Consider the following 24,163-nt stretch of genomic DNA (forward strand, 5'->3'; position numbering starts at 1 on the left):
ATCAACATATCTGGCGTTGATTTTTGGCACGCTGTTGAGTTCTCAAGGAACGGACGCTTCCTTTGTACTCACCCTCTCGGGCTTTCCTCCGGGCTCCCCTTCGGTGTTTCCAACCTTACCAGATCTGTTTTCCGTTCCGTTTCCGGTCGGAATTCATTTCCGGTGGCCAGTTGGGGGGCCTTTGCCTATTCGATTGCCTAGTGGCTTTCTTTCGGCGAGTCCGACTTTATCAGAAGTTTTTGACCGGTCTGAACGGCCACTCGTTCCTGATTTATCGGGAAGTGCTTCTCCGGAACCGAATTCCAGGAAGCTGACAGATGTTAAACCGCCGCCACCGAACTTGTCCAGTTCTAGGCAACTGTTCGAATCTACCTCCCCACGCGTCCCGTGTCAACGGTTTTTGTGGGGCGGAGAGGAGACTAGCAGCTCAGTAGGCGTGCCTGCACATCAGGCGGCGGTCGGTACGGAGGCGCTGCGTTCGGCTTCCTCGACGTCGCCCGTCTCGCCGGCCCGCGCCGCGCGACCGCCCAGGATGTAGACGTACGCGAGGAACAGCAGTTCGGCGGCTATGCCGATGCCGATGCGGGCCCAGGTCGGGAGGCCGGACGGGGTGACGAAGCCTTCGATGGCGCCCGAGACGAAGAGGACCAGGGCCAGGCCTATCGCCATGCCCAGGGCGGCTCGGCCCTCCTCGGCGAGGGCGGATCGGCGGCTGCGGGGGCCCGGGTCGATGACGGTCCAGCCGAGGCGTAGTCCCGTACCGGCCGCTACGAAGACGGCGGTCAGTTCCAGGAGGCCGTGCGGGAGGATCAGGCCGAGGAAGGTGTCGAGTCGGCCGGCCGAGGACATCAGGCCGATGCCCACGCCCACGTTGAGCATGTTCTGGAAGAGGATCCAGACGACCGGCAGGCAGAGGAAGGCACCGAGTACCAGGCACATCGCGGCGGCCTGGGCGTTGTTCGTCCATACCTGGGCCGCGAAGGACGTCGCCGAATGGCTCGAGTAGTAGGTCTCGTACTCGCCGCCGGGGCGGGTGAGCTCCCGCAGTTCGCTCGGGGCCGCGATCGAGGACTGGACCTCCGGGTGGGTGCCGATCCACCACCCCAGGACGATGGCGACAGCCGTGGAGAGCAGCGCGGTGGGGACCCACCAGTGGCGTGAGCGGTAGACCGCGGCGGGGAAACCGTGCGTGAGGAAGCGGGTGACATCGCGCCAGGAGGCTCGGCGGGTGCCTGTCACCGCACTACGCGCGCGTGCCACCAGTTGACTGAGGCGGCCGGTCAGCTGGGGGTCCGGGGCGCTCGACTGGATCAGGGAGAGATGGGTCGCCGTGCGCTGGTAGAGGGCGACGAGTTCGTCGGCCTCCGCGCCGGTGAGGCGCCTTTGGCGTCCGAGGAGTGCGTCGAGCCGGTCCCATTCGGCTCGGTGGGCGGACACGAAGACGTCGAGGTCCATCGGGTTGGCTGCTCCTCGGCTGCTCGTCGTGTGGTCAGCTTGTCGCACTGCGGCGCGATGTGCCCTCAGCTTGGCAGACTGGCTGTCCTCGGGGCAGTTCGGGGAAGGACGGCGGGCGTGAGTGAGCTTGTGACGGGCGAGGCGGTGGCGCTGGAGTTGCGCCCCGCGAAGCTGCCGAGCCGGGTGCTGGCCGTGGTGCTCGACCTGGCGGTGGCGGTGGCCGCCTATGTCGCGGTGACCATTGCCCTGGTGGCGTCCACGGCCGCTCTCGACGACGCGGCGCGGATGGCGGTGTCGATCGCCGCCTTCATCCTTCTGCTGGTGGGCGGGCCGATCGCCGTGGAGACGCTCAGCCATGGGCGGTCGCTGGGGAAGCTGGCGTGCGGGCTGCGGGTGGTCCGGGACGACGGTGGGCCGATCCGGTTCCGGCACGCGCTGGTGCGTGGGGCGGTCGGCGTGGTCGAGATCCTCATGACGTTCGGTGTCGTGGCCTGCATCGCCTCGCTGGTATCCGCGCGGGGGCGGCGCCTCGGCGATGTGTTCGCGGGGACTCTGGTCGTACGGGAACGGATTCCCGCCGGGCGTACGTCCTTCGTGCCTCCGCCGCCGCCTTGGCTGGCGGGGCGGTTCTCCGGCCTTGATCTGTCCGGGGTACCGGATGCGCTGTGGCTGGCTGTCCGGCAGTACCTGACGCGGATGCAGCAGCTCGATCCGCAGGTCGGCTGGTCGATGGCGGAGCGGCTCGCGGCCGATGTCGCCGAGCGCACCGGGGCTCCGGCGCCGCAGGGGGTGCCGCCGGCGGCGTACCTGGCGGCCGTGATGCAGGAGCGGCAGGCTCGGGAGGCCCGGCGGGCGTTCAGCGGCGGGGCCACTGCTGGTGGTCACGCCGCGGGCGGGGTGATGGCAGGCGCGCCAGCAGCATCTGGTACGCCTGGTACGAGCGGGCCCGTGATGCCGTACGGGATGGCCCCTTCGCCGGAATCGGCCTACCTCTCCCACCCGTACCCACCGGCTTCGCCGCCCGCCGGCTACTCGGCTCCCTCACCGGCACCCTCACCCGCACCGCAGGACACCGACGCCGAGCGTCCCGCCACCGGCTTCGCCCCGCCCGCGTAGGTACCCCGCTCCCGGGCTGCCCCAGCGCCTTCGTCCGTCAGGCGAACACCGACGGCGGGGATTCCAGGTCCTCCAGCTCGATGCCGGGCGCGGAGAGGATCACGTCGCCGGAGAGGTGCACGGCGTGCTGCTCACCGGTGTCCAGGGCTGTGACCTGGTATTCCTCCACGGTCAAGGGGCCGTTGTCAGTGGCGTGTGTTTCTCTCGTGATCAGGGCCCAGGACTGGTCGAGGGTGCGCGGGGCGAGGACCGGGTCCGTGAAGGCGACGAGGCGTACACGCGTGGCGGAGGCATCGGGGGTGAGGCGGAGCAGACGTGCGGTGGCGATGAGGAACGCGGGGGATGTGCCGGTGAAGGCGTGGGCGCGGACATTGCCTTCGGTGGCGTGAGCTCCCGTGGGGTCGGTGCGGACCCAGGTGACGCCGTCGAGGGCGGCGCCGCGGACCTGCCAGCCCGAGGCGTGCAGTTCGAGACGGATGGGGCGGCCGAGGTCGTCGAGGGCGAGGTCGACGGAACCGGCCGGGTCGCCGGAGGGGGTGCTCAGTTGGGAGACGTAGCGCCAGCCGGAGGGGCCGGGCGCGCAGTGGAAGTGTTCTTCGGCGAGGGGGGTGTGGTCGTGCGGATCATGGAGCGAATATCGGCCGCGGGGCATGGTGGCTCGGGTCCTCGTAGGGGGCAGGCCCCCGCCGGTGACGACGGGGGCCTGCTGACAACCGTTGGCTGAGCGCGGCTGAGCGCCGGGCTCGGCTGCTCAGTAGCGGTAGTGGTCCGACTTGTACGGGCCCTCGACCTCTACGCCGATGTAGCTCGCCTGCTCCGGGCGGAGCGTCGTGAGCTTCACGCCGAGCGCGTCCAGGTGGAGGCGGGCGACCTTCTCGTCGAGGTGCTTGGGCAGCACGTAGACGTCGGTCGGGTACTCCTCGGGCTTGGTGAACAGCTCGATCTGGGCCAGGGTCTGGTCCGCGAACGAGTTGGACATCACGAACGACGGGTGGCCGGTCGCGTTGCCCAGGTTCAGCAGGCGGCCCTCGGAGAGGACGATGAGCACCTTGCCGTCGGGGAACTTCCAGGTGTGGACCTGCGGCTTGACCTCGTCCTTGACGATGCCCGGGATCTGCGCGAGGCCGGCCATGTCGATCTCGTTGTCGAAGTGGCCGATGTTGCCCACGATCGCCTGGTGCTTCATCTTGGCCATGTCCGAGGCCATGATGATGTCCTTGTTGCCGGTCGTGGTGATGAAGATGTCGGCCTTGTCGACGACCTCGTCGAGCGTCGTGACCTGGTAGCCGTCCATCGCCGCCTGCAGTGCGCAGATCGGGTCGATCTCGGTGACGATCACGCGGGCGCCCTGACCGCGCAGGGACTCCGCGCAGCCCTTGCCCACGTCGCCGTAGCCGAGGACGACCGCGGTCTTGCCGCCGATGAGGACGTCGGTGGCGCGGTTGATGCCGTCGATCAGGGAGTGGCGGCAGCCGTACTTGTTGTCGAACTTCGACTTGGTGACGGCGTCGTTCACGTTGATCGCCGGGAACAGGAGGGTGCCGTCGCGGTGCATCTCGTACAGGCGGTGGACGCCGGTGGTGGTCTCCTCGGTCACGCCGCGGATCTCCGAGGCGACCTGGGTCCACTTCTGCGAGCCGTTCGAGATCGTCCGGGTCAGGAGCCCCAGGACGACGCGGTGCTCGTCGGACTCGGCGGTGTCGAGGGACGGGACCTTGCCGGCCTTCTCGTACTCGACGCCCTTGTGGACGAGCATGGTGGCGTCACCGCCGTCGTCCAGGATCATGTTCGGGCCGCCGGTGGGGGTGTTCGGCCAGGTCAGCGCCTGCTCCGTGCACCACCAGTACTCCTCCAGCGTCTCGCCCTTCCAGGCGAAGACCGGGATGCCCTGGGGGTTGTCGGGCGTGCCGTTCGGGCCGACGGCGATGGCGGCGGCCGCGTGGTCCTGGGTGGAGAAGATGTTGCAGGACACCCAGCGGACCTCGGCGCCCAGGGCGACCAGGGTCTCGATCAGGACGGCGGTCTGCACGGTCATGTGCAGCGAGCCCATGATGCGGGCGCCGGCCAGCGGCTGGGATTCGGCGAACTCCTTGCGGATCGACATCAGGCCGGGCATCTCGTGCTCGGCGAGGGTGATCTCCTTGCGACCGAAGTCGGCCAGGGAAAGGTCGGCGACCTTGAAGTCCTGTCGGTTGTCGACAGTGGTCATTCGAGCTGCTCCTCGGGTTGGTCGAGGTGGGGTGGGCTGGTCTGCGCGGCGGCGGGGCAGGACGTGCGTCCACGGGGCACACGAATGCCCGGTGCCTTGCGCAGCGCAGTCCGTCGGAGGCCCTCTCTCCCTCGGTCGGCCCGTACGGGGCCGCCCGACCGCCATCAGCAGCGACGTCTGGCTCGGTTACGAATCTACACCGATCGGCTCAGCGGGCCCCAGTCCGCCTCCGGACAGAAGGAAAGCGGACTCCCAGCGTCCGCCGGGTCGGGTTCAGGGGCCAACAAGCCCGGACAATCCGGGACTTTTGAACTTTTGGTCCTGTGCAGGGGTCTGTTGCAGGATGCCGGGGATCGGGACCATGTGCAGCCAGCTCGCGGATCGCGATCCCCCACAACAAAGGCGTTAGGAGATCGACGTGACCAGTCCGGCCGGCCTTCCCCCCACGGGCGGCGGCGGTGACGAGCGGCAGCGGTTGAAGCTGCTCGCGGTGACCGCCTGCCCGACCGGCATTGCCCACACCTATATGGCGGCCGAGAAGCTCGCGCAGGCGGCGGAGCAGCTCGGCGTCGACATCAAGGTGGAGACCCAGGGCTCGATCGGGGCCGAGAACGTACTCACTGACAACGATGTCAGAACCGCGGACGGCGTGATCATCGCCGCGGACAAGGATGTGGACCTGAGCCGGTTCGCCGGGAAGCGGGTCGTGACGGTCGGCGTCGCCGAGGGGATCCACCACCCCGAGCGGCTGATCGAGCAGGTGAAGACCGCGCCCGTACACGGAGGGGGTGGGGGCGGGACCAGTACGTCCTCACCCGCCAACAGCGGCGGTGGCGGCGGCAAGGAGCGGAGCATCGGCTACAAGGCGCTGATGAACGGCGTCAGCTACATGATCCCGTTCGTCGTGGTCGGCGGGCTGCTGATCGCGATCTCCCTGTCGCTCGGCGGGCACACCGATCCGTCCGGCGGCCTGGTCATCCCGAAGGGCTCCTTCTGGATGGACGTCAACAACATCGGCGTCATCGGGTTCCAGCTGATGGTGCCGATCCTGTCCGGCTATATCGCGTACGCGATCGGGGACCGGCCCGCGCTGGTACCCGGCATGGTCGGCGGGTGGATCGCCAACACCGGTTCGCTGTACGACTCCGAGGCGGGCGCGGGCTTCATCGGGGCGATCGTGACCGGGTTCCTCGCCGGCTATCTGGTGCTGTGGATCAAGAAGGTCGAGGTTCCGAAGTTCGTCCGGCCGATCATGCCGATCATCGTGATCCCGATCGTGGCGACGACGGCGCTCGGGCTGTTCTTCATCTACGTGATCGGCGAGCCCATCTCCTGGGTCTTCGAGCATCTGACGGACTGGCTCGGCGGGATGACCGGGACCAGTGCGGTGCTGCTCGGCGCGATCCTGGGGCTGATGATCGCGTTCGACATGGGCGGGCCGGTCAACAAGACGGCGTTCCTGTTCGGTGCGGGCCTCATCGCGACCGGCAACCAGGAGGTCATGGGCATGTGCGCCGCCGCGATCCCCGTGATGCCGCTCGGGCAGGGCCTCGCCACGCTGATCCGGAAGCGGCTCTACACCGAGCAGGAGCGCGAGACGGGTCTCGCCTCGCTGTTCATGGGGTTGTTCGGGATATCTGAGGGCGCCATTCCGTTCGCCGCCGCACGGCCGGCGCAGGTCATCCCCGCCAACATGCTCGGCGGTGCGGTGGCCGGAGCGCTCGCGGGTCTTGCCGGGGTCGAGGACGCGGTACCGCACGGCGGGCCGATCGTGGCGGTGCTGGGCGCCGTCAGCGGCGTACCGATGTTCTTCGTGGCCGTGGTGATCGGGACCGTGGTGACGGCTCTGACGACGGTCGCGCTCATCGATGTCGGCGAGCGCAGGCGGCGGGGCCGGTCGGTGGTCGACGGTCTCTCGCCGCAGCCCGAACTCGCTCTTGCGGGCGTGGGCGTTGGCGTGGGCGTTGGCAGTGACGGCCTCGGCGTCGGCGGCGGGACGGCCACCGCGCACGCTCCCGCCCAGCGGACGGAATCGGTTCCGGCATCCACCGGTGCCTTCGACGATGAAGTTCTCTCCGGGTATCTCACGGCACAGACCGTCAAGGTTCGGCTCGATTCCGGTGACAAGGAGTCCGCGATCCGGGAGATGGCCGGGCTGCTGGCCGCCACCGGGAAGGTCACGGACGTCGAGGAGTTGGTGGCGGCGGCGCTGCGGCGCGAGGAACAGGGGACGACCGGGCTCGGCGAGGAGATCGCCATCCCGCATGCCAAGACCGATGCCGTGACGGCGCCCGTCGTCGGATTCGCGCGGTCGGCGGAGGGTGTCGAGTGGGGTTCGCTCGACGGTACGAAGGCGAAGCTGGTCTTCATGATCTCGGTGCCCGAGGCCGCCGCCGGGGACGAGCATCTGCGGATCCTGGCGCTGCTGTCCCGGAAGTTGATGGACACCGGGTTCCGCGAGCGGCTGCTGACGGCTCCCGACGAGGCTGCGGTTCTCGACGTGCTGCGCGAGATCCGGTAGCCGCGCGGATCCCGTCCGGGGCCTCGCACCTCTCGGAGGCGCGAGGCCCCTCCCGTTCACAGGCCCCATATGGGCGCTCGTACGAGACCGGGCCCGCCGAATCGCTCGGCGAGCCCGGTCTCGTACGGGGAAGGCTCCTACGGGGAGTTCGTACGGGGAAAGAGCGCCCCCGTCCCCGTACGGGAAGTCAGTGCTCGGCGGTGGGTACCGGGCCGCCCGGGGCTGCCTCGGCGTCCGGGCCCTTCGCGGCCTCGGTCTCGCTGTAGATGTCGGGTTCGAGGTAGATGACGCGGGCGATCGGGACGGCCTCGCGGATGCGGGACTCGGCGGCGTCGATGGCGGCGGCGACCTCGGTGGCCGTTTCGTCGTGCCGGACGGCGATCTTGGCGGCGACCAGCAGTTCCTCGGGGCCGAGGTGGAGCGTACGCATGTGGATGATGGCGGGGACCGTCTCGCCGTCGACGATGGCGGCCTCGATCTTCTGGACGTCCTCGATACCCGCGGCCTCGCCCAGGAGCAGCGACTTGGTCTCGGCGGCCAGGACGATCGCGATGGCGATCAGCAGGATGCCGATGCAGAGGGTGCCGATGCCGTCCCAGACGCCGTCGCCCGTGCCCAGGGCCAGGCCCACGCCGATGAGCGCGAGGATCAGGCCGACGAGGGCGCCCAGGTCCTCAAGGAGCACGACCGGGAGCTCGGGGGCCTTGGCGTGGCGCACGAACTCCTTCCAGGACTGCTTGCCGCGGATCGTGTTGGACTCCTTGATGGCCGTCCGGAAGGAGAAGGTCTCGGCGATGATCGCGAAGACGAGGACGCCCACCGGCCAGTACCAGTGGGTGATCTCGTGCGGGTCCTTGATCTTCTCGTAGCCCTCGTAGATAGCGAACATGCCGCCGACCGAGAAGAGGACGATCGAGACGAGGAAGGCGTAGATGTACCGCTCGCGGCCGTAGCCGAAGGGGTGCTGCGGGGTCGCCTCGCGTTTGGCCTTCTTGCCGCCGAGGAGCAGCAGGCCCTGGTTCCCCGAGTCGGCGAGCGAGTGCACGGATTCGGCGAGCATCGACGACGAACCACTGAAGAGGAACGCCACGAACTTCGCTACCGCGATCGCGAGGTTCGCGGCGAGTGCCGCCACGATCGCTTTGGTGCCGCCTGACGCGCTCATGTGTTCCCGATGTCCCTTCGTCTGCCATCCCGGCCGGCCTTCTGCCCGCTCGGCTGCCGTCCCGGGCTTTGCCCGCCCTTTGCGGTGCGCCATTGTTGCAGCCCGGGCCGACATCGGTGCGCCGGGTCACCACAGTGACCGTTTCAGGCCATCAGGGAGGGTCCCGCGATGCGAGGATCGCCGGGGCTCAGGCGATGACGGTGGCCCTGAAGACCGTGCCGTCTCCGGACACTTCCGCCTTCTCGCCCGCCGGTACGAAGACGGACCGGCCGGGGCCGAGCGCGTGCTCGCCCGCCTGCACGGAGCCCGCGGTGCACAGCAGGATCTGCGGGGTGCCGAGGGTGAGGTCGTGGACCGGGGCGCCCGCCACAAGGGCGTAGCGGGAGAGGCGGAACTCGTCGATGGGGGTTTCGTAGACCTCCTCGCCGTCGGGGGACGCCTCGGGGCGCAGTACGCCCGGGTCGCTCGCCTCGAAGCGGACGATCCGCAGGAGTTCGGGGACGTCGACGTGCTTGGGGGTGAGGCCGCAGCGAAGGACGTTGTCGGAGTTGGCCATGATCTCGACGCCGAGGCCGTTCAGATACGCGTGCGGGATGCCGGCGCCCAGGAACAGGGCCTCTCCCGGCTGCAGTTGAACGTAGTTGAGCAGCATCGCGGCGATGACGCCCGGGTCGCCCGGGTAGTGGTGGGCGAGTTCGGCGTACGGGGCGTGGTCGCCGCCGAGCCGGGCGCAGGCCGCGGCGGCCTCGGTGACCGTGGCGGCCATCTGCTCGCGGTCCGCGGACAGCACGGCCGTCAACACCTCGCGCAGCGCGGCCTCTTCGGGGTGGGCGTGCAGCAGGTCGACGTACGGCTTGAGGGAGTCGACCTCCAGGGCCGCGAGCAGGTCGGCTGCCTCCGCCGGGGCCCGGAATCCGCACAGGCCGTCGAACTCGGTGAGCGCGCAGATCAGTTCGGGCTTGTGGTTGGCGTCCTTGTAGTTGCGGTGCGGGGCGTCGATCGGGACGCCCCGGCGCTCCTCTTCCTCGTACCCCTCCTTGGCCTGGGCGAGGTCGGGGTGCACCTGGAGGGAGAGGGGGGCGCCCGCGGCGAGGAGCTTGAGGAGGAACGGGAGGCGCGGGCCGAACTTGGCGACGGCCGCCGGGCCCAGCTCCTTCTCGGGAGCCTTGTCGATCACCTCGGTGAGCGGGCCGCGGAGGGTGCGCGAGGGCGCGCCGGGGTGGGCGCCCATCCACATCTCGGCCTGCGGCTCGCCGGTCGGCTCGGCGCCCAGGAGGCGCGGGATGGCCGTGGTGGAGCCCCAGGCGTAGGGGCGGATCGTGTTGTCGAGGCGGTCCATGCTCTGTTTTCTTCTCCGTACGTACGCTGCTCAGCGGGCGCTGGTCACCAGGCGTGGCTCAAGGTCAGGCTCCCGAGGCGAGCGCCAGGTAAACGGCGGCGAAATCCGTGATGGCGATCAGCTCGGCGAGGGTCTCCAGGTCGCCACCGTCCTCCGGTTCGAGTTCGCTGATCGGTGTGTCGTGGCTGAGGGCCAGTTCACGGGCGGCGGGGGCGGCGCTGAGGCCGCCGGTCGGGCGGTCGCGGAGGAGAACCACGCGCACGTGCATGACCTGTGCTTCCTCGACGCGGTCGCGGAAGAAGTCGTCCGGGTCGGCGCCGGCGGCCAGTGCGCCCGAGAGCAGGACGCTGTGCGCGTCGAGCGCCTCGGGCAGTTCGGCGGCGAGTGCGGGGCGGCCCGCCAGCTCGGCCAGCGCGCCGACGAAGCGGCGGCCGGCCGGGCCCGCGGACGTGCCCTCGGTCCAGATCACCGGGAGCGCCTCTGCCAGTTCGGCCGCGAGGGTCTTGGCGGGGTTGCTGTACGTCGCGATGGCCGGGCCGCAGCGCTCCGCGATCTGGTCGAGCCGGTCGGCGACCTTCTGCAGGGCCTCGGGCGGCGCGGTGACCAGGCCGGTGCGGTCGAGGAGCGCGAGCAGCGGCGTGAGCAGCGCCCAGAGCACTCCGGGGGCGGACGCGGCGGAGGGCGCCCCCGGCTCGTAGGGGGCGGTCGCCATCTGTACGTAGAGGCCGTGGGCACCGCCCACCGCCTCGGTCAGCGGGGAGCGGGCCGGGGCCACGGCGGCGACCGTGCAGCCGCGGCGGTAGGCCTGCTCGACCAGGAGGGAGAGGCCGGGCTCGCTGCCGTCCGGGGTGGCGATCAGGAGCAGGTCGACGGGGCCTGCCCAGCCGGGCAGCTCCCAGCGGAGTGCGCCCGCGGCCGGGGCCACGCCGGTGGGGGCCAGACGGATGACGGGGCAGCCCGCCCCGGCCAGGGTGCCGAGCAGGTCCGCGGCGCTGATCGCGGCGGCGCCGGGGCCCGCGATCAGGACGGCTCGCGGGCGGCCGTCCGGCTTGAGCTCGGGGATGCCCGCCTCGGCCGCGTGCCGGGCCGCTGTGCGGACTCGGGCGCCCGCTTCGGCGGCGCCGCGGAGCAGACCGCGGCGGTCCGCCTCCGCGAGGGCCTCGGGGGCGTCGAGCAGCGATTCGTCGAGCATGGGCGGCAGCCTCCGGTCGCCGGTTCTTCCTTGGGGCTCGGCCTTGCGGGTCGCCTGGGCGGCGGGCCTTATGCGGGGCGGCGGGCCTCGTCCACGAGGAGGACCGGGATGTCGTCCCGGACGGGGTAGGCCAGGCCGCAGTCCTGGCCTGTGCAGATCAGCTCGGTTTCCTGCTCCTTGAGGGGGGCGTGGCACGCCGGGCAGGCGAGGATCTCCAGGAGGCCGGCTTCGAGCGGCATGTCGGGTCCCTTCGGGGGCGGGGTCGTGCGGGTGATGTGGCCTGGTCAGGGTACCGCTGCGGGTGGCTGGGCGTCGGGAGAGCCCGCCCCCGCCGCCCCTACCCTTCCCGTCCCTGGGGGCTGCCGCCCCCAGACCCCCGCTCATCGGCCTGAACGGCCTCGTCCTCAAACGCCGGACGGGCTGGGTGGGCGAGGGCTGACGAGGGTGGGTGGGTAGACCGGGGTGGGTGGGAATCGGCCTGAACGGCCTTGTCCTCAAACGCCGGACAGGCTGAGATGTGCCTGGACTGGGCTGTAAAAGTTCAGCCCCCTGAAGTCTTCAGCCCAGCCGACGAGATCTTCAGCCCCTCCGGCGTTTGAGGAGCGGGGGTTCGGGGGCGGAGCCCCTGAGTAAGGGACGGGAATGGGTAGGGGCGGCGGGGGCGAAAATCTTGCCCTCAGCCCCTGATGATCGCCAATGCCTCGTCCCGTACCTTCGCCATCGTCGACCCGTCCCGCGCCTCCGCGTTCAGGCGGAGGAGGGGTTCCGTGTTGGACGGGCGGACGTTGAACCACCAGTCGGCGGCGGAGACGGTGAGGCCGTCGAGTTCGTCGAGGGTGATGCCTTCGCGGCCCTCGTAGGCGGCCTTGATGGCGGCGAGGCGGCCGGTCTGGTCGTCGACCGTGGAGTTGATCTCGCCGGAGCCGGCGTAGCGGTCGTACTGGGCGACGAGGGCGGAGAGCGTGCCCTCCTGGCCGCCGAGCGCGGCGAGGACGTGGAGGGCGGCGAGCATGCCCGTGTCCGCGTTCCAGAAGTCCTTGAAGTAGTAGTGCGCGGAGTGCTCGCCGCCGAAGATCGCGCCGGACGTGGCCATCTCGGCCTTGATGAAGGAGTGACCCACGCGCGTGCGTACCGGCGTGCCGCCGTTCTCGCGGACGACCTCCGGGACCGACCAGGACGTGATCAGGTTGTGGATGACCGTGCCCTTGCCGCCGTTCCTGGCCAGTTCGCGGGCGGCGACCAGGGCCGTGATCGCGGACGGGGAGACCGGCTCGCCGCGCTCGTCGACGACGAAGCAGCGGTCGGCGTCGCCGTCGAAGGCGATGCCTAGGTCGGCGTCCTCCTCGCGGACGCGCTTCTGGAGGTCGACGATGTTCGCCGGGTCCAGCGGGTTCGCCTCGTGGTTCGGGAACGTGCCGTCCAGCTCGAAGTACATCGGTACGAGGGTCAGGGGCAGGCCGGCGAAGACGGTCGGGACGGTGTGCCCGCCCATGCCGTTGCCCGCGTCGACCACGACCTTCAGGGGGCGGATGGCGGTCAGGTCGACGAGGCCGCGCAGGTGCGCCGCGTAGTCCTCCAGGGTGTCCCGCCGCGTGATCGTGCCCGGTGTCGCGTCCGACGTCGGGGCTCCGGAGTCGATCCAGGACTCGACGAGTTCGCGGATCTCCGAGAGGCCGGTGTCCTGGCCCACCGGGGCGGCGCCCGAGCGGCACATCTTGATGCCGTTGTACTGCGCCGGGTTGTGCGAGGCCGTGAACATCGCGCCCGCGAGGCCGAACGCCCCCGACGCGTAGTACAGCTGGTCCGTCGAGCACAGCCCGATCTCGGTCACGTCGACGCCGCGCGCGGCCGCACCGCGCGCGAAGGCCCCCGACAGACCGGGGGACGAGGGGCGCATGTCGTGCCCGGTCACGATCGCGTCGGCGCCCGTGACCTGTACGAAGGCCGCGCCGAACAGCTCGGCCAACGTCTCGTCCCACTGGTCCGGGACCACCCCGCGTACGTCGTACGCCTTAACGAGCTGCGACAGATCAGCGGTCACGGCCAGCCTTCCTTGAGTCCTCAACGGTGGCCCCAAACTACCCGTACGGACTGACACTCGGCCGTGCGGTACCCGGTAGGGCACATGCGGACATCGCGCACGGACCTCGCACGGACTTCGCAAGGCCTTACGGAAGCATCCATTCCAGGACGGGCGAGCTCTGTCCGACGACGATCAGGCACATGACCAGCAGGAGTCCGAGGCTCCATGGGAGCACCTTGCGCAGCAGGTCTCCCTCGCGGCCGGCGAGGCCGACCGCCGCGCAGGCGATGGTGAGGTTCTGCGGCGAGATCATCTTGCCGAGGACGCCTCCGGAGCTGTTGGCGGCCGCGAGGAGCTCCGGGGAGAGCCCCGACTCGCGGGCCGCGGTCACCTGAAGGGCGCCGAAGAGCGCGTTGGCGGAGGTGTCCGATCCGGAGACCGCCACGCCGAACCAGCCCAGGACGGGTGACAGGAAGGCGAGTCCCGCGCCTGCCGCCGCCACGAAGTGGCCGATCGTGGCCGCCTGTCCGGAGAGGTTCATGACATAGGCGAGCGCCAGGACGGACGTCACGGTGAGGATCGCGAACCTCAACTCGTGGACGGTGGCGGCCCATTCCCTGACCGCCACGCGCGCGTGCACCCCGAGTACGACGGCGGTGCACACGCCCGCGAGCAGTACGAGCGTGCCGCCCGTGGACACGATGGGCCAGGTGAAGACGTTGCCGCCGACGGGGTCGCCGTCCGCGTTCGCGACGTTCAGGAACGGCCAGTCGAAGGTTTGGGTCGCCTTCGCCAACTGGTCCTTCACCACCGGGATCTGGGCGATGGAGAAGATCACGACGATCAGCGCGTACGGCGCGTACGCCCGCAGTACCTCGCGGCGCGGGTCCTCCTCGTCCAGGTCCTCGCTGCGTACGCCGGTCAGGACCGCGGCCCGTACGGGTTCGGCGGCGGGCTTGCGGGCGTGCGGGACCGCCATCAGCGCGCCCGCGCCGGCCAGGGCGGCCCCGATGTCGGCGAGTTGGGCGGAGACGTAGTTGGAGGCGGCGAACTGGGCGACGGCGAAGGCGAATCCGCACGCCACGGCCGGGATCCAGGTCTCGCGCAGACCGCGTCGTCCGTCCACCAGGAAGACGAGCACCAGGGGCACCACCAGGGCGAGCAGCGGAGTCTGCCGGCCCACCACGGAGGCGACGGAATCCAGTGGCAGGCCCGTGACTTGAGCCAGTGTCACCACCGGTGTGCCCATCGCCCCGAAGGCGACCGGCGCGGTGTTGGCGACCAGCGCGACCACGGCGGCGCGGACGGGGTCGAAGCCGAGCGCGACCAGCATGACCGAGCAGATCGCGACGGGCGCGCCGAAGCCCGCGAGGGCCTCCAGGAGCGCGCCGAAGCAGAACGCGACGACGAGCGCCTGGATGCGCGGGTCGTCGGAGAGTCGCCCGAACGAGCGGCGCAGGATGTCGAAGTGCCGGGTGCGGACGGTCATCCGGTACACCCAGAGGGCGTTGACGACGATCCACAGGATGGGGAAGAGGCCGAACACGGCTCCCTGGGCGGCGCTGGAGAGCGTCTGGCCGACGGGCATGCCGTAAGCGAGCCAGGCGACCAGGGCCGCGGCCGCGAGGCCGATGAGGCCCGCCAGGTGCGCCTTCATCCGGACGCCGCCGAGCAGGACGAGGACGATGACGAGGGGCAGGGTCGCGACGAGTGCGGACAGGCCGAGCGAGTCGGCCACGGGCTCGAGTTCCTGGATGTACACGGAGCCTCCCCGGATTCCGCGATGCGGAAAGCGATTTCTCACGGGCGGGGGAATGGTCGTGTCCGCGACAAGCTCACGTCAATGGCCGTGCGTCACCGAGTGAAACGTGCACCGAATATGCACGGGGTGAAGTCCCGTTGGAGGGAAGGAGGTTCAGGAGTCCGGCGAGCGCAGCACCCGGAGGTGGCCGCGGCGGGCGACCTCCATCGGGTCCGCGCCACGGGCGTTGCCGCCGCCCGCCTGTGCGGCGCGCTCCTGCGGACGGGCCGCCTCACGCACGGCGTTGGCGAGCGCTTCCAGGTCGTCACCGCTGGGGCGGGAGGGAGCGGAGCCGTCGGCGAGCCGCACGACCTCCCAGCCGCGCGGGGCGGTGAGGCGCTCGGAGTGCTCGGCGCACAGGTCGTAGCAGTGGGGTTCGGCGTAGGTGGCGAGCGGGCCGAGGACCGCGGTCGAGTCGGCGTAGACGTACGTCAGCGTCGCGACGGCGGGACGGCCGCAAGCGGTGCGCGAACAGCGACGTACAGGGCTCACGACGTTGGACGGTACCGCACTCTTGAGCGGGCCGCGACGACTCCCCCCGGGGTCACTCCACCGTGTCGTGGTGTGACCCCTGACACAGGTGGTTCCTGGCGCGCCTTGTTGACCTGCGGGTACGGGTGTTGGCGAAATTTCGGACGGGTCCAGGAGTGGTCCCGAGTTGGTGCGAAAGCTGTCAATTGCCGTTATTTCTGTGGTCCTAGAGGCATATGGAAACGAGCCCAACCTTGGCTGGAATGGTCATCAAGTGGCATACGCGGCTGGTGAGTCGCTGCCGGCTGCGGGCGCTGGTCGCGCCGTGGGACGGGAGCCGTGGGACGCCCCGGAGCCGCTCCCCCGAGGGGGTGAGCGTCGGTGGACACGTGCAGGCGGGGGAAGGGTCTGGGGACTACTCTTCGTCAGTGATGGACAACCCCGTACCGCCCCGTGCCGCCGAGCCCAGGCCCCGTCGTCGTGATCGACACGGGCGGGGGATGCGTGGCCCCGTGGCGCCGCCGCAGGTACCCCTCTCGGCGAGCCGGGGCGAGGTGTTCGCGGATCTGGTGCAGGACTCCGTGGAGCGGCTGGAGCGGCGCTGGCCGCAGCTCGCCGACATCGAGTTCCTGGTGCTGGAGGTGCCCCGGCTCGATCCGGCGAGCGACGAGGGCTGGCCCGACGAGACGGTACCCCTGGGGGGCACGATCCCGGCGCGCGAGGGCCGGCCCTCCCGGGTCGTCGTCTACCGCCGCCCGGTCGAGATCCGCACCAAGGGGCGCGACGAGCGGGCCGCGCTCGTGCACGAGGTCGTGGTGGAGCAGGTCGCCGAGCTGCTGGGGCTGACTCCGGAGACGGTGGATCCCCGGTACGGGGAGGACTGACCGCACGCCCAGAGGCGTGCGGCGTCCTACTTCTGCAGCACCGAGAGGTCCTGCGCCGCGTCCGGCACCTCCACCGTGCCCCGGTCGTCCGGCAGCGTCTGCACCGTGAACATCGGTACGCCGCCGCTGGCCTCTTCGAGCATGCGCGCCGCGTAGACGGGACCACCGGACTGCGGCTCGACCGTGAGGGCGTACGTGCCCTTGAGGCCGCTGGGGACGGGCAGCTCGACGTTCTGGGTGGTGCCGCCCCTGATCGTGTACGTCTTCTCCGCGGCCGTGCCGCCGCCGCTGCCCGCGGAGGCCGTGACCTTGACCTTCGCGGCGCGGCCCGGCGCCACCAGGGAGAGCGTGGAGCCCTTGGAGCGGTTGTCGGCGGCCGTCGCGCGCGTGTCCACCGGGCCGGTCGCCGGGATGAACGCCGTCTCCTGCTTGTCGCCCTTGCCGCGTGTGACCTTGAGGGCCGCGACGACCGGGGTGGGCCGCCCGGTCGGCGTCAGCATCAGGGATCCCGCCTCGCCGCGCGTGACGTCACCGAGGTCGATGGCGGCGGTCATGCCGGCCTTGATGTGCAGCGTCTCGTTCCCGGCGGGGGTGATCGGCCCGTTCGGAGAGGCGAGCCGCACCTTCAGGTCGGCGTCGGCGTCCCCGGGCGTGAAGGCGACCAGCCGTACGGACGTGGCGTCCTTCGGGATGCCCGGCAGGACGAGGCTGCCCGCGGGGTCGGTGGAGGGGCCCAGCCAGTCCCCGCCGAGCTTGTCGTCGATGGCCTGGACTGCGGCGGCGACCCGGCCGCTGCGGACCGTGACGTGCACGGTGAGGTCGGTCTGCGGCTCGTCGATGAGCGTGGACAGGAGCACCGCCTCGCTGGAGCGCGGCGGGATCTGGATGCCCTCCCCCACCGTCGACTTGAGGGCGCCGTCCTTGCCGTACAGCTCGATGTCGGCGACCGCGGCGGAGTCGTCCGGGTTGGTCAGGTGCGCGTAGTCCGTGCGCTCCTTGGCGGTGCTGGCGCCCGGGAACCAGAACTCCGTGTCCGGGGCGGTGCAGTTGGTGCCGAGCAGGCCGCGGCCGCTGCCCGCCTCGATCTCCGTCGTCTGCTGGACGGTCCAGCCGGGCGCGAACCTGCCCTCGGCGGTGCCGACGAGCGCGGGCGACTCGGCGCCGGAGGCCTCGCCGGTGACCGGCTTGCCCGGCTCCTTCGGCGTCAGGACGGCCTTCTCCTTGCCATCCTTGTCGCCGTCCTTGCTGTCGTCCTTCTTGTCGTCGGCCGGCTCCTCGCCCGCCGCCGTGAGTTCGGCCGTGCCGTCGTCACCGGTGCCCTCGGCGACGGGGGTGAAGGACGTGTACGCGGTCTCCGCGAGGTCCGAGGTGCTGGGAGCCGGGCAGAGCAGGCTGGTGCGCTCCACGGGCAGCTGGGCGGCCGCCTTCGCCGTGGCCGTGCCGGAGGTGTCCGGCTCGGACATCGAGGCGAATCCGGTGACGGCGGCGAGCGCGGTCACGCCGGCGATCAGGGACACGGTGGTGCGGTTCACTGCTGGCTCCCGTCGGGGCGCTCACTGTCGGTGCCGTGGGGCGGCTGCTGGTGCTGGTCCGGGTCGTACGCCGGGTCGTAGCCCTGGGAGTACGTCTGCGTCGGGTCGTACGCCGCGTTCCCCGTGCCGTAGGACGCGTACGGGTCGTACTGGCCGGTCTGGTACGGGTCCGCCTGGTACTGCTGCTGGTCGTAGGTGCCCGCCGGGTACTGCTGCGGGGTGCCCTGGTACTGCTGCTCGCCGCCGTAGGTGCCGTACTCGGCGCCCGCGTATGTCGTCGTGTCCCATTCCCCGTAGGTCTGCTGCTGCGGGACCTGGGCGGCGACCGGGACCTCCTCCGAAGGAGGAGGTGTGGCGGGCGGGGCGTCGGGGGTGAACTCGTCGGGCCGGTCCGTCTGTTCGGCCTCCGCCTGGGCGCGCAGCCTGCGGGCCCTGCGGCCCTCGCCGGAGACGGCCTGGGCGGGGACGACGGGCTCCTCGGGGAGGTCGTCGTCGACGTCACGGCGGCGGCCGGGCAGGGCGAGCACCACGAGGACCACGGCGAGCGCGCCCTGCGCCCACAGCCATCCGGTGTGGCTCATCGGGGCCTCGAAGGTGACGTCCAGCCGGCCCGCGGTGGCCGGCAGCTCGAAGCCCTGCGCCCAGCCGTCGACCGTGGTCCTGGTCAGCGGCTTGCCGTCGAGCGTGGCCGTCCAGCCCTCGTCGGCGGTGTCGGCGAGGCGCAGGACTCGGCCGTCGGCACCGGCGGGGATCTTGGTGTGCAGTTCGACGGGACCGGCGGCGATGGGCTGCGGGTCGCCGGAGCCGGGGACGATGGCCGCGCGCGCGACCTGCCGGTCGACGCGCCACAGGGCGCTGCCGTCCTGCTGGCTCAGCCTGCTCAGACCGGGGGTGGCGTCCAGGACGCGGCTGACCTCGCGGGGCGCGCCGCCGCGCACCAGGACGTACCGCACGGCGAAGCCGCCGAGCTGGTCGGCCTGGTCGGCGCCGGAGCCCGCCACGAGGTTCGCGACGACCTTGTCGAGCGGCTTGTTCTCGCCGTCCGCCGCGGCCAGTTCGGCGTCGCCCAGGCGGGCGCCGGAGCCCCGGACGAGCATGTAGCCGACCTCGGCGGGCGAGGCGCTGTCCAGGACGAGGGTGCGGGCCTGGTCGCGGGTGCCGCTCTCCTCGGCGACGAACGCGGGCACCTGGACGGGATCGCGCCGCTCCAGGGGCCCGTCCGCGCCGCGGATCATCCACCCGGCGGCGACGAGCAGGGGTCCCGCGGCCGCGGCGAACGCGATGAGCACGGCGAGCGGCTGGCGCCAGCCGAAGCTCTGCTCGGCCACGCGCGAGCGTGCGCCGTCGGCACCGAGCGCGGCGGCGGCGAGAAAGGCGAGCCCGTAGACGAGGGTGGCCGGTCCGGCCCAGGTGGAGCCGTTGGACAGGACGGCGAAGACGAGACCCACAAGGCCGGCCGCCCAGGCGGTCCAGATTCCCAACTGACGCTCTGTACGCACCAGCGCGGCCACCGCGGCGCACACGATGCCGATGAGCATCAGCCCGCTGACGGTCCCGGGGCCGCCCGGGCTGCCGCCCAGCAGGTCGAGCGCGGAGGCCGCCCCCGACCCGTACTCCATCCCGGCCTGCTGGAAGAAGCCGAACGGCAGCAGCGTCAGCGACCAGGGGGCGAGGACGAGCAGCGGGGTGCCGAGCTGCGCAAGGAAGCGCGGCACGTAGGCGGTGATCTCGCCGCGGCGCACCACCAGCAGGGCAAGGCCCAGCACGAGCGCGATGGGCCACACGATCGGCGTGAAGGCGGTGGCGAGGGTCAGCAGCAGCGCGTACGCCCAGGTGGCGCGCCAGCTGCCGCGCGCCGTCTCCGAGGCGAGGCCACTGGCCGCGATGCCCGCGCGCGCGATGAGGGGCAGCAGCACGGCGAGGACGGCCGTGCCGATGCGGCCGCCCGCGAGCGCGCCGGTGGCGGCGGGCAGGAAGGCGTACGCCACGGACGCCCAGGCGCGCAGCAGGCGGGACTGGACGAGCGGCCTGGAGGCGAAATAGGCGGTGAAGCCAGCCAGCGGCACCGAGCCGACCAGCAGCACGGTGACGGCGAGCCCGGTGGAGCCGAACAGCAGGCTCGCGAGCATCGCGACGAGCGCGAGATACGGCGGCGCCGACTGCGTACCGCCGGCGCCGACCGGATGCCAGGCGTCCAGATAGCGCGACCACAGCTCGGAGGAGTCGGCCGGGGCGGGCAGCAGTGCGCCGCCCGAGAGCGCGCCGCTGCCGAAGAGCTCACGGCAGGCGACGAGCGAGATGAGGAGGAGTGCCACGAAGAGCATCGGTCCCGGCTTGCGGGCGACGCGCTTGAGGCGGGCGAACTGCTCGACCTCCAGGAAGTCGGCGTCGTCACCGCCGGGCCCGGACTCCACGGCGCTGCCGTGCCGTCCCGCCGCGTTCAGCTCCGGGTCGGAGCTGCCCGCGAGGCTGCCCGCGGCCTGTTCGATCGTGGCCCGCACGGTCGCGCCGGGCGGCGGGAACAGCGGGCGCAGCTCGCCCTTGTCGACCTGGGGGCGGCCGCGCCTGCGCCGGCCCGCGAGGATGCGCTCCGGGCGCAGCAGTGTCCCCAGGAGGCCGCGGATCTCGTCGACCGCCTGTCCGGGGACCTTGCCCACGAGGTACGCGACCGTGCGCAGCAGCGTGCCGATGACGAGCCGTACGAGGATCCAGGGGAGCGCCGCGCTGCGGCTGTTGACGAGGAGGGTGTAGACGGCGCCGGCCTTGTCGACCTTGTGCGGGGAGGCGGAGGTGCGGCCCACGCAGTCGACGGTGCGCCGCTCGCGGGAGGACGCCTCGGCGTGCCGCACGACCGCTTCGGGGGCGACGAGGACGCGGTGGCCCGCGGCCTGGGCACGCCAGCACAGGTCGATGTCGTCGCGCATCAGGGGCAGCCGGCGGTCGAAGCCGCCGAGTTCCTCGAAGACGTCGCGGCGGATCAGCATGCCGGCGGTGGACACGGCGAGCACGGGCCTGACGTGGTCGTGCTGGCCCTGGTCCTGTTCGCGCCGGTCGAGGCCGGTCCAGCGGCGGCCGCTGTGCGCGATGGTGACGCCGACTTCCAGGAGCTGTCTGCGGTCGTACCAGCCGCGGAGCTTGGGGCCCACGATCGCGACTTCCTTGCCGAGCTCCCGTTCGTTCTCCACGACCCGCAGCAGCTGGGCCAGGGCGTCGGCCTCGGGGGCGCAGTCGTCGTGCAGGAGCCACAGCCACTGCTCGGGCTCGCCGTGGGGCAGCTCCGGCATGTCGTACGCGTCGTCGCGCCAGGTGCGGGTGACCGGGTCCCAGCCGCTGGGGCGCTTGAGGTACGGCAGGTCGTCCGGGGTCAGCACGCCGGCCGTGCGGGCGGCCTCCTCGACGGCCTGGCCGAAGCCGGTGCGCCGGGCGAGGTGCAGCACCCGGTCGGCGCCGAGGGCGTCGGTGACCAGCCGGGCGGAGTCGTCCGCGCTGCCGGTGTCGGCCGCCACGGCGTTCTGTACGGGGCGTTCCTGACCGAGCAGCCCGGCGAGGGCGTCGGGGAGCCAGCGGGCGCCGTCGTGCGAGACGATCACGGCGGTGACCACGTGCCGCGGGAACTCGGGTGCGGCAGTGTCGTACTGACCTGCCGAATGGCTGTGCACGGACATCGAGGTACGGGCCCCGGTTCGATGGACTGCGGTGGACGCCTGTGCCCCCAGAGGGCAGCGGGGCGTCTCGGACGGAGGCCCACACTAACGGCTGGGCACCACAGCGGCCCGCCGCCTGTGGACAACCCACCGGCGACGGGCCGTTCGTTACGTATCGGAACGTAGGGGTGTGCGCCGTTCGGTCGGGCGGCGCGCAGCCGGCGATCAGGCCACGATCAGACGGCGGCCTTCTTCAGGCGACGCCGTTCACGCTCGGACAGGCCGCCCCAGATGCCGAAACGTTCGTCGTTGGCGAGCGCGTATTCGAGGCACTCGGAGCGGACCTCGCAGGCGAGGCAGACCTTCTTGGCCTCGCGGGTGGAGCCGCCCTTCTCGGGGAAAAAGGACTCGGGGTCGGTCTGCGCGCAGAGCGCCCGCTCCTGCCAGCCGAGCTCCTCTTCGGCCTCGTCGACCAGCAGTTCCTGAAACAGCTCGGTCATGTGCGCCCCTCGTCCGTCTCGCGTCCCCGTGATGCTGCCGTTACCGATTTCGGCTGAACGACACGAGTGAAATTACAAGTGTGCCGATCCGGGCCAGTCAAGCCGAGATCTGCTATTGGGCCCCTTATTCACTCTGCGGAACCAAGGCTTTGCGGAAAGTGTTCAAATCGGCATAAACCCTGACAGCCGAATAGGGACCCGGCCGGGCTCCGTCTCCGCGCAGGACCTGTACGAAGAAGGACGCTCAGAAGTTCGATCTCGTTCCTGTACGAACGACGAAGCGAACCGGATCACATGTGGATCACACGGATGCCCCATGGATCACGGGATCGCGACGAGGTTCGTGCGCCCGGTTGTGCGCCATGTGTCCTCGCAAGCTCCTGCACAAACCTTTCGCCACAGAGGTGAACCGGATGAGGTGAAACATCGCCCACATACCGGACATCAAGTTGACAGTGTGAGTGTGAACCGGTGTCCTAGTGGGCATGCTCGCGAACTTGGCATTCACCTCGACCCGCACCGCCGGGTCCCTCGGTGCTGCCCACGCTCGCTGTAGCTGTTGCTGTCGCAGCTGTTGAGCCAACCGCGCTCCGGCTGCCGCCGGGTTCCCCGACCAGGAGACCCGGCTGCTGGTCCCCTCGCCCGTACCAAGGGCACACCTCATGCCCGCGACCCGGGCGGACGGTACGTGACACCCCAGTCCTCCAGCACTCTCTTCCGCCGAGGAACCCACCGCACCCATGAACAGCGACAGCGACCTCCAGATCGCCGGCGACATCCTCGAAGTACCGCACCTCCTCCAGGCGCCGCGCGAGCACCCGGCCACGGTGGCCGACTTCGTCGGCCTCGCCCGCTCCATCGCGGCCGACCGCTCCCAGTGGGAACACCTCGTCGAGTACGACGCCACGTCCCGCTGGTACCACCGGCTGCGCACCGGGCCCGGCTACGAGGTGTGGCTGCTCTCCTGGGTGCCCGGGCAGGGCAGCGGGCTGCACGACCACGGCCGCTCCTCCGGCGTACTCACCGTCCTGGAGGGCGCGCTGACCGAGCGCACCGAGCGGGGCACGCGCGCGTTGGGCGCGGGCGCCCAGCGTGTGTTCGCGCCCGGGTATGTGCACGAGATCGTCAACGACTCGCTCGATCCGGCCATAAGCCTGCACGTGTACTACCCCGGGTTGACGGAGATGCCGATGCACGCGGTGCGGTGCGCGGCGGAGTCGGGGACTGTGGCCGAGGTCTCGTAACCGGCTGACGCGTTGTCGTAGCCGCCTGCAAGACTGAATGCATGCGCATTGTGGTTCTGGCAGGCGGCATCGGTGGTGCCCGGTTCCTGCGCGGTCTCAAGCAGGCCGCGCCGGACGCGGACGTCACGGTCATCGGCAACACCGGGGACGACATCCACCTCTTCGGGCTGAAGGTCTGCCCGGACCTCGACACGGTGATGTACACACTCGGCGGCGGCATCAACGAGGAGCAGGGCTGGGGGCGGACCGACGAGACCTTCCACGTCAAGGAGGAGCTCGCGGCGTACGGGGTCGGGCCCGAGTGGTTCGGGCTCGGCGACCGGGACTTCGCGACGCACATCGTGCGGACGCAGATGCTGGGCGCCGGGTATCCCCTCAGCGCCGTCACCGAGGCGCTCTGCGACCGGTGGCAGCCGGGCGTCCGGCTGATCCCGATGTCCGACGACCGCGTCGAGACCCATGTGGCCGTCGAGATCGACGGCGAGCGCAAGGCCATCCACTTCCAGGAGTACTGGGTGCGGCTGCGGGCCTCGGTGGACGCGTACGCGGTGGTGCCCGTCGGCGCCGACCAGGCCAAGCCGGCGCCCGGAGTCCTGGAGGCGATCGCCTCGGCCGACGTGATCCTCTTCCCGCCGTCCAACCCGGTCGTGTCCGTCGGCACCATCCTGGCCGTGCCCGGCATCCGGGAGGCCATCGCAGAGGCGGGCGTCCCGGTGGTCGGCCTCTCCCCCATCGTCGGTGACGCGCCCGTGCGCGGCATGGCCGACAAGGTCCTCTCGGCCGTCGGCGTCGAGTCCACTGCCGCCGCGGTCGCCGAGCACTACGGCTCGGGACTCCTCGACGGCTGGCTCGTCGACACCGTGGACGCCAAGACGGTGGAGCAGGTCGCCGCCGCCGGCATCCGGTGCCGGGCCGTGCCCCTGATGATGACCGACCTGGCCGCGACGGCCGAGATGGCCCGTCAGGCACTGGCGCTGGCGGAGGAGGTGCGGGGCGCTTGAGCGACGACGATTTCGGGAGCGCCGAGTTCGGCAGTGACGAGTTCGGGAGCGACGAGTTCGGGAGTA

18 protein-coding genes are annotated in these 24,163 nt (G+C 71.0%); 5 read left to right on the forward strand and 13 right to left on the reverse strand.

The annotated features are described in order from the left end of the window. Positions 1-447: 447 nt before the first annotated feature. On the reverse strand, positions 448-1,455 hold the full coding sequence (locus ACFWXQ_RS47700) for a stage II sporulation protein M (RefSeq protein ID WP_383955335.1): 1,008 nt from the start codon (positions 1,453-1,455) through the stop codon (positions 448-450). Between the two features lie 117 nt (positions 1,456-1,572). Here ACFWXQ_RS47700 and ACFWXQ_RS47705 point away from each other — a divergent pair, with 117 nt between their 5' ends. Then, on the forward strand, positions 1,573-2,571 hold the full coding sequence (locus ACFWXQ_RS47705; RefSeq protein WP_383955338.1) for an RDD family protein: 999 nt from the start codon (positions 1,573-1,575) through the stop codon (positions 2,569-2,571). Positions 2,572-2,608: 37 nt separating this feature from the next. On the opposite strand, the gene ACFWXQ_RS47710 is transcribed toward ACFWXQ_RS47705, so the two are convergent. Both ACFWXQ_RS47710 and ahcY read right to left on the reverse strand, forming a co-directional pair. Continuing rightward, the gene (locus tag ACFWXQ_RS47710) at positions 2,609-3,223 is read right to left on the reverse strand and encodes a hypothetical protein (protein WP_383955340.1); all 615 of its coding nucleotides are present in this window, start codon (positions 3,221-3,223) and stop codon (positions 2,609-2,611) included. Between the two features lie 99 nt (positions 3,224-3,322). After that, a complete protein-coding gene (gene ahcY / locus ACFWXQ_RS47715; RefSeq protein WP_383955343.1) occupies positions 3,323-4,780 on the reverse strand; it encodes an adenosylhomocysteinase in 1,458 nt (485 codons plus the stop codon). 418 nt (positions 4,781-5,198) lie between these two features. On the opposite strand from ahcY, the gene ACFWXQ_RS47720 reads away from it, so the two are divergent. Beyond that, a complete protein-coding gene (locus ACFWXQ_RS47720) occupies positions 5,199-7,301 on the forward strand; it encodes a fructose-specific PTS transporter subunit EIIC (RefSeq protein WP_383955345.1) in 2,103 nt (700 codons plus the stop codon). Positions 7,302-7,488: 187 nt separating this feature from the next. Here ACFWXQ_RS47720 and ACFWXQ_RS47725 read toward each other — a convergent pair whose 3' ends face one another. From ACFWXQ_RS47725 to ACFWXQ_RS47755, 7 genes are all read right to left on the reverse strand, one after another. Then, positions 7,489-8,466, reverse strand: a complete 978-nt coding sequence (locus ACFWXQ_RS47725) for a cation diffusion facilitator family transporter (RefSeq protein WP_383949413.1) — start codon at positions 8,464-8,466, stop codon at positions 7,489-7,491. 187 nt (positions 8,467-8,653) lie between these two features. Further along, a complete protein-coding gene (manA, locus tag ACFWXQ_RS47730; protein WP_383949415.1) occupies positions 8,654-9,805 on the reverse strand; it encodes a mannose-6-phosphate isomerase, class I in 1,152 nt (383 codons plus the stop codon). Between the two features lie 64 nt (positions 9,806-9,869). Further along, complete coding sequence (locus ACFWXQ_RS47735) at positions 9,870-10,997, reverse strand: SIS domain-containing protein (protein WP_383949417.1); 1,128 nt, start codon at positions 10,995-10,997, stop codon at positions 9,870-9,872. A 68-nt stretch (positions 10,998-11,065) separates the two neighbouring features. Beyond that, positions 11,066-11,236, reverse strand: coding sequence for a Trm112 family protein (locus ACFWXQ_RS47740; RefSeq protein WP_079053628.1), 171 nt, complete (start codon positions 11,234-11,236; stop codon positions 11,066-11,068). A 437-nt stretch (positions 11,237-11,673) separates the two neighbouring features. Further along, entirely contained in the window at positions 11,674-13,038 is a 1,365-nt protein-coding gene (locus ACFWXQ_RS47745; protein ID WP_383949419.1) for a phosphomannomutase/phosphoglucomutase, read from the reverse strand. 127 nt (positions 13,039-13,165) lie between these two features. After that, positions 13,166-14,782 carry an L-lactate permease gene (locus ACFWXQ_RS47750; protein ID WP_383949422.1) on the reverse strand — a complete coding sequence of 539 codons (1,617 nt, stop codon included), beginning with the start codon at positions 14,780-14,782 and terminating at the stop codon, positions 13,166-13,168. Positions 14,783-14,935: 153 nt separating this feature from the next. Continuing rightward, complete coding sequence (locus ACFWXQ_RS47755; protein ID WP_200397810.1) at positions 14,936-15,313, reverse strand: DUF3499 domain-containing protein; 378 nt, start codon at positions 15,311-15,313, stop codon at positions 14,936-14,938. Between the two features lie 410 nt (positions 15,314-15,723). Between ACFWXQ_RS47755 and ACFWXQ_RS47760 the strand changes: the two genes are divergently transcribed. Continuing rightward, positions 15,724-16,176 carry a metallopeptidase family protein gene (locus tag ACFWXQ_RS47760; protein ID WP_383949449.1) on the forward strand — a complete coding sequence of 151 codons (453 nt, stop codon included), beginning with the start codon at positions 15,724-15,726 and terminating at the stop codon, positions 16,174-16,176. Between the two features lie 26 nt (positions 16,177-16,202). On the opposite strand, the gene ACFWXQ_RS47765 is transcribed toward ACFWXQ_RS47760, so the two are convergent. The 3 genes from ACFWXQ_RS47765 to ACFWXQ_RS47775 all read right to left on the reverse strand — a co-directional run bounded on the left by ACFWXQ_RS47765 (position 16,203) and on the right by ACFWXQ_RS47775 (position 21,852). Then, positions 16,203-17,708, reverse strand: coding sequence for a DUF5719 family protein (locus ACFWXQ_RS47765; protein ID WP_383949425.1), 1,506 nt, complete (start codon positions 17,706-17,708; stop codon positions 16,203-16,205). Next, positions 17,705-21,373, reverse strand: coding sequence for a glycosyltransferase family 2 protein (locus ACFWXQ_RS47770; protein WP_383949428.1), 3,669 nt, complete (start codon positions 21,371-21,373; stop codon positions 17,705-17,707). Before ACFWXQ_RS47770 ends, ACFWXQ_RS47765 begins: the two co-directional genes overlap by 4 nt. 215 nt (positions 21,374-21,588) lie before the next feature. After that, positions 21,589-21,852 (reverse strand): WhiB family transcriptional regulator, encoded by a 264-nt coding sequence (locus ACFWXQ_RS47775; RefSeq protein WP_053723761.1) that lies wholly within the window; start codon positions 21,850-21,852, stop codon positions 21,589-21,591. 740 nt (positions 21,853-22,592) lie between these two features. On the opposite strand from ACFWXQ_RS47775, the gene ACFWXQ_RS47780 reads away from it, so the two are divergent. Together ACFWXQ_RS47780 and cofD are read left to right on the forward strand one after the other, a co-directional pair. After that, the gene (locus ACFWXQ_RS47780; RefSeq protein ID WP_383949431.1) at positions 22,593-23,096 is read left to right on the forward strand and encodes a cysteine dioxygenase; all 504 of its coding nucleotides are present in this window, start codon (positions 22,593-22,595) and stop codon (positions 23,094-23,096) included. 41 nt (positions 23,097-23,137) lie between these two features. After that, positions 23,138-24,097 carry a 2-phospho-L-lactate transferase gene (cofD, locus tag ACFWXQ_RS47785; RefSeq protein ID WP_383949434.1) on the forward strand — a complete coding sequence of 320 codons (960 nt, stop codon included), beginning with the start codon at positions 23,138-23,140 and terminating at the stop codon, positions 24,095-24,097. Positions 24,098-24,163 lie beyond the last annotated feature (66 nt).

It is taken from the genome of Streptomyces sp. NPDC058697 (assembly GCF_042715345.1).
Classification (GTDB): Bacteria; Actinomycetota; Actinomycetes; order Streptomycetales; family Streptomycetaceae; genus Streptomyces; species Streptomyces liliifuscus.